At 39.3% G+C, this 13,527-nt stretch carries 7 protein-coding genes; all 7 read right to left on the bottom strand.

Translation table 11 applies throughout. The features are described 5' to 3' along the window. Positions 1–22: 22 nt before the first annotated feature. Entirely contained in the window at positions 23–1,282 is a 1,260-nt protein-coding gene (gene ltrA, locus RI196_RS06000; protein WP_311067329.1) for a group II intron reverse transcriptase/maturase, read from the bottom strand. Between the two features lie 1,223 nt (positions 1,283–2,505). Next, a complete protein-coding gene (locus tag RI196_RS05995; RefSeq protein ID WP_311067075.1) occupies positions 2,506–3,984 on the bottom strand; it encodes an aldehyde dehydrogenase family protein in 1,479 nt (492 codons plus the stop codon). Positions 3,985–4,038: 54 nt separating this feature from the next. Then, positions 4,039–5,139, bottom strand: a complete 1,101-nt coding sequence (locus RI196_RS05990) for an NAD(P)-dependent alcohol dehydrogenase (RefSeq protein WP_311067074.1) — start codon at positions 5,137–5,139, stop codon at positions 4,039–4,041. 523 nt (positions 5,140–5,662) lie between these two features. Then, positions 5,663–7,075, bottom strand: a complete 1,413-nt coding sequence (locus RI196_RS05985; protein ID WP_311067073.1) for a restriction endonuclease subunit S — start codon at positions 7,073–7,075, stop codon at positions 5,663–5,665. Beyond that, positions 7,072–8,553: a class I SAM-dependent DNA methyltransferase gene (locus RI196_RS05980; RefSeq protein WP_311067072.1), complete on the bottom strand. Its 1,482-nt coding sequence runs from the start codon at positions 8,551–8,553 to the stop codon at positions 7,072–7,074. The genes RI196_RS05985 and RI196_RS05980 overlap by 4 nt, the downstream gene beginning before the upstream one ends. Further along, the gene (hsdR, locus tag RI196_RS05975; protein ID WP_311067071.1) at positions 8,554–11,799 is read right to left on the bottom strand and encodes a type I restriction-modification system endonuclease; all 3,246 of its coding nucleotides are present in this window, start codon (positions 11,797–11,799) and stop codon (positions 8,554–8,556) included. A 429-nt stretch (positions 11,800–12,228) separates the two neighbouring features. Further along, complete coding sequence (locus RI196_RS05970; protein WP_066249918.1) at positions 12,229–13,521, bottom strand: TIGR02679 family protein; 1,293 nt, start codon at positions 13,519–13,521, stop codon at positions 12,229–12,231. Positions 13,522–13,527: the final 6 nt, after the last annotated feature.

Below are 13,527 nucleotides of genomic sequence, written 5' to 3'. Positions count from 1 at the left end.
CGTTCGGTATACGGCGGTTCAATTAAGTATGACGTAGTGCTTGATATCTTTCGAATAGACTTCTTAACCCTCGACGCTTCCAATAGGAGTTGTCGAGGGTTTTGTGTAGAATGGGACTGCAGGCAATCCGCCAATATTTCTTGCGTGTATTGCCCCATTCGAATGCTTTATGGCTTGGAACCCCTAATCCTCTGAGTTTCCGAATTCTTGTTTTCGGGGTTTTCCATTCTTTCCACAAACACATCCGAAGCCTTCGTCTAATCCATTCATCAAATTCTTTGAACTTACTTGGTGTTTCTGCCAAGGCAAAATATCCGCACCATCCCATTAAATACTTGTTCAGATTCTCAATCCTTTTCTCCATTGGATACGGTTTCGACCTTGATGTAATTTCACGGATCTTGTTCTTCAAACGTTTCACACTTTCGTTCGCAATCCGTACCTTTGGAGTCTTATTGAGTGTGAAGCTGAAACCGAGAAACTTCCGTTTCCAAGGACGGTCTACCGCCGATTTCTCTTTATTTACCTTGAGCTTTAACTCCTTCTCTATAAAGTTCGTAATGGAGTTCATGACACGAATTCCTGCTTTCTTTGTTTTCACATAGATGTTACAGTCATCCGCATACCGAACAAACTTATGTCCACGTTTCTCAAGCTCCTTATCCAATTCATGAAGCATGATGTTTGATAAAAGTGGACTAAGCGGGCCGCCTTGAGGCGTTCCCATGTCCGTTTCCATTACCACTCCATTGATCATCACGCCTGATTGAAGATACCGGCGGATTACCTTCAGTAGAATTCGATCTTTGATCGTTTTCGCCAAGATCCCCATCAGTTTGTCGTGATTCACCTTGTCAAAGAATTTCTCTAGGTCTATATCGACTACCCAACGATATCCTTCTTTGATATAACCCTTTGCTTCCCTAACCGCATCATGTCCCCTTCTACCTGGGCGGAAACCATAGCTATGGTTCGAGAAGGTCGGATCAAAGATTTTCGTCAACACTTGGGCAATCGCTTGTTGGATGAAACGATCCGTCACGGTAGGGATCCCTAGAAGCCTTACTCCACCGTTCGGTTTCGGGATTTCGACTCGACGGACGGGTAAGGGCTTGTAGGTTCCTTCTCTCAACGACTGTCGAATGGAGTCCCAATTTTCGTAGAGGTGTCTTCGTAGGTCTTTTACGGACATGCCATCTACTCCGTGACCTCCTTTATTCTGTTCGACTCGTTTCAGTGCCGCCAGGAGATTTTCCCGTGACAAAATCATTTCCATCAACATTGATATCCTCTCCACGTGAACGAATTCTTCTATTTGTGCCATCTTCTGCTCCACCCTCTTGAAGTCCCCCGTGGGATTCACCACTTCCTCCTTCAAGTAAGTCCTATCGGATTGTCTGCTTCCACACAGAAGATGAACGCCTAGCGATTCGTTCTCCTTAATTGTTCAGTCCTTCCTCTTCCATCTCGAGCTTGGAAGAGTACTATGACTTCTGCTGACTTCTGACTGTTCAGCTATCTATCACTAGATAGGTTACCAAGGTTACTTGGCGTGCCAGCCAGACCTCCCCGGGTAAGAGTGTAATCTTTCCTTCCATCCATCTGCTTCATTTACTTTGTATCACCTTCGGCAGAAAGGGCTTTGTTTTGTTGTGCAAACTCACCCAGTGATACCTAGCCTCATATGAAGTTCGTGTTCCTCAGACCGGAAGTTTGCCGCTCGCTTCCTTCAGATTCCGCGTCACCACAGACACCCTTGCGTTAAGCTAACTGCTACTTCTGCCTTCGCAGCTCGGGACTTTCACCCTATAGATTACACCCATGCCGGGCGCACACATACTGAAAGTAGCCGGCATCCGCCAGCTACTTTCAGATAAAAATCGAAAAAATATAAAAGCAAGTGGAGAGAAACGAATTGTTTTTCTCCACTTGCTTCATTTTAGGGACTTATCGGACAGCCCCATTTTTTTGATGAAAATGGGCGGAAATATTTAAAGCAAAGCGTTGTCCGTGGAAGAACTCAATTATCGAACGAAAAAAGAATCTGTTTTCTATAGAAGTGTACGAACAGACAAGACATATTTTAGTACAATGATTGCGTAGTATGTAACCAAAGGAAAAGCTTTTCGAACAGTTGTGATGGGCAATAAGCTAGCTAATATTGAAACAAATTCAGGAACCTCCTCAAGACACCTCTGACTGAGACTGAAAATCGAAGGTGGAAACGAACTCGTAAAAGCCGTTCATGGATCTTACGAAGCCTGCGGAAAAGCGAAGATGGGACAAAATAGTTTCCCAGAATTAAACTTGATGTTCTCGATCATCGTAACTGAAGGCGGGTGTGATGTCTTTTTCGAGAAATTAAGTATTTATTGCGTTGCAATCATGAATGAAATAATTCCTAAATTAAGCTTGTCAAAAGAAAACCCTTTTGCAGCATGTGCAATATTTCGCACATGATACAAAAGGGTATAAATTGTTAGAATATGTCATGATGAAGAAGCATTATGAAAATGGATATTGACGAGGTTGTTTTTGAACTGAAACCCATTTAACAGTTGTAAATTCATCAATAGCCCATTCGCCGCAGTAACGTCCTAAACCCGAATATTTTTCTCCGCCAAACGGAACATTCGGTTCTACATTGATCGATTGATCGTTTACGTGAATCATACCTGTTTTAATTTTTCTTGCTACATGAATGCCTCGTTCCAATGAGCCAGAGAATACAGCCCCACTTAATCCAAACGGAGTTCCATTTGCCACTTCAATAGCTTCTTCTTCACTATCAACAGGAATGATGACCGCTATTGGGGCAAACACTTCATTTTGCGCAACTGTCATGTCATTTGTCACATCCCCTAAAATATATGGATAAATTAAGTTTCCTTCCACTTTTCCTTCATGAATTAATGTTGCACCTTCTTTAAGTGTTTGTTCTACTAACTGAATTGCTCGATCCACTTGTTTTTTATTAATAATAGGGCCAATAACTGTGCCATCTTCGGACGGATCCCCAACTTTTATGGCCTTAGTGGCTTCTTTGAATTTTTCAACAAATGGTTTATACAATTTTCGATCGATGATAATCCGATTGATCGCAATACATATTTGACCTGAATGCATATATTTTCCAAATGCTGCTGCAGATACCGCTTGATCAACATCGGCATCGTCAAGTACGATGAAGGCGTTATTTCCACCTAATTCAAGTGCAGGTTTTTTCAGATTTTTCACAGCTAAAGCCCCGACATGCTGTCCTGCTTTTGTTGACCCTGTGAAAGAAATTACTTCAGGAATTGGATGCTCAACAAAATAATCACCAATTTCTTCAAGATCAGCCACTGTTACATTTAACACCCCTTGCGGAAGCCCGGCTTCTTCAAAAATTTCCGCAATAATGAGTCCGCCTGAAATTGGTGTTTGAGAATCTGGTTTTAGTACTACACCATTTCCTGTTGCAATAGCCGGTGCAACAACACGAATGGTTAAATAGAATGGCCAGTTCCAAGGTGTAATCGCTCCTACTACTCCAATTGGGTCACGATAAACACGGTTTTCTTTCCCTGGAATGAGAGATTCACGAATCGAGCCTTCCATTTGTAACGGATATTTTGCTGCTTCTTTCACATCCGCAATGGCGCAATCCACCTCAACATTTGCTTTTAACTTTGTACTCCCGGATTCTTTCACGAGAATTTCCACAATTTCTTCTCTTTTTTCCTCGATGAGCTGTGCAACTTTTTCTAAAACACGAATACGTTCATATGCGGAAGTTTGTCCCCAGCTCTTTTGCTCTTTTTGTGCAGTTTCGTACGCTTCATTGATATCTCCTTTACTTGCATAGTTAAAGGTGACAAGCACTTCGTTATTATATGGATTTGTCACAACACATTCTCTATTGCTGGAACCATGTTTCCACACACCGCCAATAGGCATTTTATTCCATAGAGAAAATTTTTCAACTGCTTTTACTTCAGACATAAACTATTCCTCCTTTTTAAATATTTCGAATATTACAAACAAAAAAGTTCAGCATTATGAAACTTTTAATACCGGTTTAATCGTTATTCCTTTTTCAGAATCTTCACTAGCTTGATTAATTTCTTCCAACGTATAAAATTTAATCAATTTATCAAAAGGAAACTTCCCTTTCTTATATAGGTCGATAAGTTTTGGAATAAAAAGCTGCGGAACGCCTGAACCTAATAATACTCCCGTAAGCGAACGTTCAAATAAAATCGTATTCACATCTAAGCTTACCTCTGTTCCAACTGGAGGAGCTCCGATGACTGCTGCTTTTCCTAATGTGGCCAAACAATCTACCGCTTGACGCAGCACAGCAGGAATGCTCGTTGTTTCGACAGAATAGTTAACGCCTTCTCCACCTGTAATGGCTTTAATTTCTTCCACCACATTAGAAACGTTTTTAGGATTGATCGTATGAGTGGCACCTAATTCTTTCGCCAACTGTAACCGATTATCTTGAAGATCAACCGCAATAATGGTTGTACAATTCGCCACTTTTGCAGCCATAAGTGCACTCAAACCAACAGAGCCACAACCGAAAATAACAATGCTTGAACCTTCTTCTGGTTTCAATTTATTTAAAACCGCTCCACTTCCCGTTTGAATACCGCATCCTAATGGTCCTAAAATTTCAAGCGGTACATCTTTGGGAACTTTTACAACATTTCTTTCTGAAGCAACCGCATATTGCGAAAAGCTGGATTGTCCAAAAAAGTTGGCGATATCTTGATGGTCTTTATGCAAGCGGCATGTTCCGTCTTTCATTTTTCCTGAAAAGTTTAATTCAAAAAACTTTTGACAAGCATAAGGATTGCCTGATAAACATTGCGCACATTCTCCACATGAGCTAAACGATAAAACAACATGGTCACCAGGTTGGACACTTGTTACACCATTTCCGACTTTCTCAACAACTCCAGCCCCTTCATGTCCTAATACGGCCGGGAGTGGAACAGGATAGTATTGATCGCGGACGATTAAATCCGTATGACAAATCCCCACAGCTTTAATACGGACTAAAACTTCGCCATCTTTCGGCTCATCAATCGTGATCGTGTCAATTTTGAAAGGCTCTCCTTTTCCATAAGTAACAGCAGCTTTTGTTAACACCGGCAGTCCCTCCTAATAAAATATTTTGTAAACGCTTTCTTTAAATTTAATATAAATTCGAGATATTTGTTTTAAAAATTTTATTATTTTATCTTTAAATTTTTGTTTTTCATTCATTTTCTTTTAGTTCTAAAAATCGTTCCATTAATTCTTTAAATCCCTTAATTGAAATTTCGTTTTTGTAAATAAAATCACGCGTGATATTAGTATTCCATGGTCACATCTAAGTTAAATTCATATAATTTAAATTTAATACCGAACAATCCGCTCAATCATCATGATAATAATTTGTAAAACAAAAAGGCACCTCAAGTTTTCACTATCCTTTGAGATGCCTTAACCAAATGCTATTGTTATTATAATGGATAATATTGTAAAACAAATCCATTACACAAATACACCTTATTTAAACTCCAATCTTTGATTGTTGACAGTTTACTTTGTTAATCACATAAGAAGTTAATCGCTTCAACATTGAAAGCGGTAAAAGTTCACTCACTGAATGAGCTCTTACATAAATGTTTTATTTAGATTTTAACACTTTCTTTAACAACTCAATCGCATGTTCATCGGTCGGATCGTTTGTACCAAGCTCGCCGCGAAAGGCTTTGTTAAGAATAGATTGCTTTAATAAATCAAACTTTTCTTCAACTTCTAAAACCATGTCTTTCTCAGTCTCTAATTTACTTAATAAATTGTCTACCTTCTCAGCGATGCGTTTTTGTTCGTTTAACGGTGGCAAAGCGAAAGGAAAGTCTTTAATTATTGTTTGTGATATATTCGGCTGTGCTCCACCTTTGCCAAGTGCTATTAAATCGCTTCTTCTTGCTAAAAAATAATAAAACATATATTTTGAATTTAAAAAGTCATGTGGCTGACCAACTGCACAAGCTTGATTTGTAGCGGCATCTATACCAAGTATGCCAAGCTTCCCAATTGTTGCTCCATACATTGCAATAACTATAGAACCTTTCGGAAATATCTTTGCACTAGAGTTTTGGAGTCCCTCTTCTGTAATAGTCTCTTCAGAAGTGTTAACTATTCCATCATTCAATTCACCAGTTTTAATCCAAGGAATATCTCCACCATAGTATTCTACTTTTTTTCTGGAAGGTGTACCTCCTGAGCCCCATTTTGCCACATGACTTGAGCGAACCCACACCCAATTTTCTGGTACTTCATAAGGTTGCTCTTCTTTTGGAATAAGATCTTTTTCTTTTATGTCATTTGATGTTTCTAGCATACTCTTCTCGTTAGGATCGTTTGTACCTAATTGTCCCTTAAACGCCTTATCTAAAATCGCTGCCCATTGAAGCTCAAAAGATTCTTTTACTTCTTCAATCAACCGCTTTGCTTCATCAAGCTTAGCAAAAAGCCGCTCAATCTTCTCAGCAATGCGTTTTTGTTCGTTTAAAGGTGGCAAAGCGAAAGGAAAGTCTTTGATTATCGTTTGAGATATATTCGGTTGAGCTCCACCTTTGCCAAGTACTATTAAATCGCTTCTTCTTGCTAAAAAATAATAAAGCATATATTTTGAATTTAAAAAGTCATATGGTTGGCCAACTGCACAAGCTTGATTTGTAGCTGCATCTATACCAAGTATGCCAAGCTTCCCAATTGTTGCTCCATACATTGCAATTACTATAGAACCTTTTGGAAATATCTTTGCACTAGAGTTTTGGAGTCCCTCTTCTGTAATAGTCTCTTCAGAAGCGTTAACTATTCCATCATTCAATTCACCAGTTTTAATCCAAGGAATATCTCCACCATAATATTCTAATCTCTTTCTTGAAGGCGTACCTCCCGAGCCCCATTTTGCCACATGACCTGAACGAACCCACACCCAATTCTCCGGCACTTTATAAGGGTGTTCTTCTTCCGGAACTAATGCTTCTTCCAGTAGTTCTTCGATAGACTTTTGTTTCTTTTTACTCATTTCTCAAGCACCTCAGATGTTTCTGCGACTTTTAGCATTTCTTTAAAATCTGTTTGGTAGGTGTTAGGTTGTTCGACAGCTTTTAACTCGGCAATGACTTCGTTTAGTAACGAAATCGCTATTTCTAATTTTTCCACCGCTTCTTCTGCAGATTCGATTGGGTCTGGCAAGTTTTCGTAGACGGACAAGGATTCATCAGCAATTAGACCAATATCCAAGCTGTCGCCTTTTTTCGCAATTTCTTCACGTGTGAACACATTCCAGCGCTCGTCTTTGACTTGGCTGCGATCTTCTGCCGTATAAGCCTTGATAAATCCTTCAAAATGTTCTTTCGTTAGCGGATTCCGTTTGCCGAAGGAAGGCATATTCGTGCGTAAATCGTACACCCATACTTCTTTCGTGTTGCCGACATCTGTTGTCCCGCGGTTGAAGAATAAAACGTTCGTTTTCACTCCTTGGGCATAGAAAATGCCAGTTGGCAAGCGTAAAATTGTATGTAAATCACACTTATCCATTAAGTCGCGGCGAATGTCGGCTCCTACCCCGCCTTCAAACAAGACGTTATCTGGAAGGACAACCGCGGCACGGGCTTTGCCGTTTGCCTTGAGAGCGCGGTAAATATGCTGCAAGAAATTCAACTGTTTGTTCGATGTTGTAAAGGTGAAGTCAGTTCGTGTTGCCCGCTCGCCTCCTTTTTTTGTTCCAAAAGGCGGATTCGTTAAAATCACATCAAAATTTTTCAAACTTTCACCTAGTGAAGAGAGGGTATCGCCTAACAAGATTTCCCCATGAATATCATGAAGCAACGCATTCATGACCGCTAGACGATGCGTGTCTCTGACAAGCTCTACTCCTGAGAATGCCTTGTATTTTTGAAATTCGATTTCTTCTTGAGATAAGTCAAAATAATCATCGGTTTGTTTACGAACATGGCGATCTGCCGCGATCATAAAGCCGAATGTTCCCGCAGCAGGGTCATGGCAACGTTCGCCCGGCTGAGGATTGACAAGTTCGACAATAACATCAATAAGGACGCGAGGCGTAAAATATTGCCCCGCTCCCGATTTCACTTCGCTCGCGTTTTTTTCTAACAGCCCTTCGTATAAATCCCCTAACCCTTCTTGCTTTGCATTGTACCAATCTAAGTTATTGGTCGATTGAATAATTTTTTCTAGGTTCTTTGGTTCTCTAATATTAGATGTCGCATCTGTATAAATTTGTTTTAATAATTCATTTTCCTCTTTTCCTAAATCAAGCAACAGCTGTTGATAATGCTCTTTAAGTGCGATCCCGTCTTTTTCTACTAACGAATCCCAACGATATTTTTCAGGAATCATATATTCTTGACCGGTTTCTTTCATCATTTTTAAGAACAGCAAATATGTTAGCTCTGTCACATATTGGTGATACGTAATGCCGTCATCACGAAGAACGTTACATAAATTCCATAGTTTTTGGACGATTTCTCTGTTGTTCATCTACGCTTGCTCCTTCTTTTGGTGATAGTTATACAAATTATAATTAATTTCGCGAACAATTTGTGCTAATTGTCCATCGAAAATTTGATTTAATTGTTTAAAGCCTCCACGGCTCTTAAAAGGTTCATATTCAAAAGCCTTTTCAGGGTCCGGATGAAGAACAGATTCTTGCAGTAATTGCTTTTCAATACGTTCCAGCCATTTCTTTTGAACAGGCGGCCATGCTTTCATTTGGTAAATTTTCTTCATGGCGTGTTTAATTCGTTCTTCATGACTAATAAGCGGATCGCCTAACGCTTGCTGGCGGATGAAGGCGATGATGTCCGCTGCGATGTCTTCATTTTTCGCCTCGCGCCAAGCTGCTTGTAATTTTTTCTCGGAAAAACCTTTCTGGTCCAATTCAAGCAATAATTTTTTTAACTCTTCTCTCGTTAATTCAGTTGGACGTTGACATACAATCATTAGCGCAGGGATTTTGTTCATATTGTTTCGGATAAACTCTCCAAATGATTGTAAATAATCATTCGGTTTTTCCGCATTTCCATATCCGCGTTTAACTCCAATAAGTTCATCTTCATGCGTGGAAATATATTGTTTATTTTCCCGATAGCGATTTTCATCCATATAACGGAACATCGATTTATACTCTTTTAATTGTCCAGTTAATTCAGCAGGATTCAAGTTTTTTACCCAATCTATAAATTCATCAACTGTTTTTCCACCAGATAATACTTTAAAGTCTTGGTGCTGCTTATCTGACCATTGGCGTTTTTTTCGTTGGATTTTGGCAATAATTTGTTCTTGTTGATGCTGAAGGTGTTCTTCTTTTTCTAAACCTTCTAATTCTTCTACTAATTGAGTCAGTGAAATATTTGGTCGAGTGACAACAGGCTTCATGCTTGTATATGGTTTTAAAGTCTCATAGATTCCAACCGCATCGAAAATATTAAAGTGATCTTTTCGGATTTCTTCACATCTTCTCGTTGCTCGGCCTAGCATTTGCTCATAAAGAATCCGAGAGCGAACGCGGCGCAAGAAGACGAGATTTGTAATTGCTGGAACATCGACACCTGTCGTTAGCAAATCCACCGTCACAACAATAGTTGGATATTTTTCATTTTTAAAGCGTCGAATCGCACCTGATGGATCTTTAATAGAGCCTGTAATTTTCATAATCGCATTGTCTTCGACTTCACCGTATACTTTTTCAAATTCTTCTTTTAAAAGACGTACGACTAAGTCTGCGTGATCATCTGTCGCTGCAAATATCAATGTTTTGCCTTCATCGTCAGGAGAAATATAATTCGTCAACTCTCGTATAATAACACGATTAAAGCTTTCTGTGATAACTTTTGTATTAAAATGTGCAACCTCAATATTCACTTCATCTTCAAGGTATTCTTGTGAAATTGTGCCGGAAACCGTATCATATACGTCGACCTTTTCACCTTTGGCCCAAGTGATTCCTTCCTTTTTTAATACCGTTTCAAATTGATACGGTGGTTCATGGTCGACTAAATATCCATCGACGACTGCTTCTCGATAAGAATAAGTGAAAACCGGCGGTCCAAAAATTTCTGTAGTATGCAGCGCAGGAGTTGCTGTTAAACCGATGCGAACGGCATCAAAGTAATCAAGTACTTTTCGATATTTGCTTACATAATCATTGTGATCTCTTATTTCAATTTCTATGTCATTCATCTCTTTATCTAGTGTATAGCCTCGATGGGCTTCATCGACAATAATGCAATCATATTGATCAATCGATGGAATGTCTTCTGTTTTCTCGTTGTAGAAAATGCGTTTTAACATTCCTTGTACGGTAGCGATATGTACTTTTGTTTCATCATCTGGTTTTTGATCGTATAACGATTGTAAGCTATAAATTTCAGTGAACGTATGGAAATTTTCCAGCTTACTTTCTTTAAAAGCGCTTTCCGCTTGTTCTCCAAGAGCTTTTCGGTCGACAAGGAATAATATACGATTAAAACGCTTTGCTTTGATCAATCGATAAATGAGACCAATCGCCATTCTTGTTTTCCCTGTTCCGGTTGCCATGGCGATTAAAATGCTGCGTTTTTTCTCTTCCAATGCTTTTTCGACCGCTTGAATAGCTTTGACTTGATAGTCTCGTAATTTAAGATAATCAAATTTTTCATCACGCAAAAATTGCTCCGAACGTTCCGTATCTTTTTCTAATAGATTTTTCAGTCCTTGAGGAGTGTACCATCCTTGAAGTGGGCGCGGGTGATTCGTTGATTTCCGCGCATCTAAAAACCAAATGCCTGACTTTTGTTCTAGCTGTTTTAAAAAGGGGCGGCCATTGGTTGCGAACAAAAATGGAACATAGTAATCTCCCCATGGTTCATGGATCACTTCATGACCATGCCGAACAATAAGTTTTGCATATTCTTTTGCTTGCTCAATGTCAGATGGAATATCTTTACTAGCACGTTTCGCTTCAATGATCCCTACTAGCTCGGGGCCAATAAATAAAGCATAATCAGCGTAACCATGTTTTAAAGGCCACTCCGCAATCGCCATGTTTTTTCCTTTTTCCGGACGAACTCCTTTTGAGAAACGCAGCTTTTCTGAATCAGCCTCCCAGCCAGCATCTCGTAATTGCTGATCAATAAGAATGCGGGTTTCTGCTTCCGTCAATTCAAAGTTGGCGACTGCCCGTTGTGAATATTCACGTCGTTTTTGTTTCTCTTCATTGCTAATGTATAGCTGTTCTTTGCGTATCTTCTCAAGTTCTGTTTCCAAATGAGCAAGCTTTTCTTCGTATGACTTAACTACATGGTTCAATTCATCTTCTGATATAGATGTTTGCGGTGTCGGTTCGATATATTCTGGAGCTTGAAATGACCAATCGCCATACACTTCCATAAACCAAACCGCAATTCGAAACGCCATATGCAATAAAGCTTTTGCCTCATTTACTTCACCATAGCTCGGATTATGTACCGCTTGATTCCCTTTCAAACGAATGACCGTAAATAAGTCATATATTTCCTTCGGCAGAATTTGCTCATAAAAAAGAATTCTCAGACGCTCCTGTTGATCAGTTCTGCGTTCTTCCTTTATTTCTTCTAACGCTAAAATATATTTTGTTATAGTTTCAGCAAATTTTCTAAGCTCACTTATCGCCACATTTGGATTTTGATAGACATTTCGTTCTGCTGTTTCCCCAACACGGGCGAGAACTTCCCATTTTTCTTCTAAAAAGCGAAAATTTTGCGACATATACACACCTCACCCATAAGAACATGTATATAGTGCTATTTTATCATAAATTTTACAATATATATCATTTCCAGTCATACATCTATTTAATAGAGTTGAGTCCGTATAATTGTGTAAAAATGAATGGGTCTAAAAATACTAGCCAATTTCAAATCCGATCCTTTCAGATGCTTGAGCTTGTAAAATCTGGTTTATTTTAACCGCAAATTTTTTGAATTTCCTCGAAGAAGTTGATGCAACATTTCTAAATCTAGGTTAAACTTGTTTTGGTACATTCAAATCTTTTCTCCATTAGAGTTTGGCGGTCCAACTTAATGGCAACTGAGTGTTTTTATTTCCTTTGGTACATTTGCTTTTGCTGGCACCTGTCCCCATTCGCGCATTGTTAGCAAATCGAATGGGAACAGACTCGCAAATCATGTTTCCAGCCTAATCCCACATGTGGCGACAAATATCTTCATAAAGCTTCTTCAGGATTTCTTCTTGATACCCAGCTTTTTTTATTTCCCGCATTTTCTCTTTGATCGGCTGCAATTCTTCGATCGTAACAGTTTCTAGTTTCGCTACTCGGTCATCCGACAACAAAACTTCTGGAGATGACGCTAAGTAATCTTCTAATTGGAAATGCCATAAATGAATATGCTCCTGATTCCGCTCCTTTAATCGCTGTGCCATTTTTAGTCCTTCAGGATCAAAATCTCCAGAATAATATATTTGACAACCTTCTTGGATGATTAAGTCTATTAACATCAGTGACGCTAGTTTAAATTGCCCATTTGTGCAAATCAGCGGCGGGAAAGCGTCAGGAAATAAATCCAACAAAGCGGAAAATACGCCTGAGTTCTCAACGACAAATACGGTCTGCCCCTTAGCAGGATATGCACGTTTTAACTTCAATATTTCCCGCAATGGCACATTGAGTACTGTATTCGTTTTTACAGCAGAAGCAAACACAGAATGAATTCCCTGTTCCGTTTCTGTCAAAATTCCCGCACATGTCACAAAGTTTAAAATATCTTCCCGTAAAATGCCAAATGATTGCAGGAGCTCATTGACTTCCTCGACTGATGATAAGTCATAGTCTTGATCAGAGTAAAATTGAAGTACATGAAGAAATACTTTTCCTTGAAACGTATGCAAGTCAAATGCGTGCGGATCTTTTAGCACTTTTTGTGAAAAAATTGAAAGACGTTCATAATCACCTTTTTTCGGCAAATACTGAAGCGCAGTGCACACATTCTTTAAAACAGTCTCCAAATGTTCCCGATCTTGCGAATAGGCGATATGAATAAAGCGGTTTTGGGGAGCTGATTCAGCTATAAAAGACAGAAGCCTTGCTTGTTCGGGATATTGATGAATAAGGTTTTGAAAAAATTCTTCTTTTTTCTTCCGATCTGTTTCCCTCTTCTCTTGATTGGTTGTAATGTCTTCACCAAAATAATTCTCAAGTAGCGTAACGAGCGGTATACCGGCAAAGCGCGTTTTCTCTAATTGTTCGGCAAACATTTTTAATGAAACCGAAGGAGTAGATTCTTGATGAAAATCCTTCCCAAAAAACGCCCCGAGCGCTTCTTTTTCTTCAAAGGAAAAACCGTCTAATTTGACCGTTCCGCCGATTCTCCCGAGTGATTGATATTTCTTTTTCATCAGCAAAAAAAGGCGGTGAAAGCCGGGTTCACCGCGAAAAAACTCAACAGCATCCGCTACTTTTTGTTCCAACATGAACCA

Source organism: Aeribacillus composti (assembly GCF_031760945.1).
GTDB lineage: Bacteria > Bacillota > Bacilli > Bacillales > Aeribacillaceae > Aeribacillus > Aeribacillus composti.
This window is presented reverse-complemented; position numbering and strand designations above follow the sequence as displayed.

Excerpts from the sequence above, each read along its gene's own strand:
- RI196_RS05980 (WP_311067072.1), bottom strand. The coding sequence starts at position 8,553 with ATGAACAACAGAGAAATCGTCCAAAAACTATGGAATTTATGTAACGTT.
- RI196_RS05985 (WP_311067073.1), bottom strand. The coding sequence starts at position 7,075 with ATGAGTAAAAAGAAACAAAAGTCTATCGAAGAACTACTGGAAGAAGCA.
- RI196_RS05970 (WP_066249918.1), bottom strand. The coding sequence starts at position 13,521 with ATGTTGGAACAAAAAGTAGCGGATGCTGTTGAGTTTTTTCGCGGTGAA.
- RI196_RS05995 (WP_311067075.1), bottom strand. The coding sequence starts at position 3,984 with ATGTCTGAAGTAAAAGCAGTTGAAAAATTTTCTCTATGGAATAAAATG.
- hsdR (WP_311067071.1), bottom strand. The coding sequence starts at position 11,799 with ATGTCGCAAAATTTTCGCTTTTTAGAAGAAAAATGGGAAGTTCTCGCC.
- ltrA (WP_311067329.1), bottom strand. The coding sequence starts at position 1,282 with ATGTTGATGGAAATGATTTTGTCACGGGAAAATCTCCTGGCGGCACTG.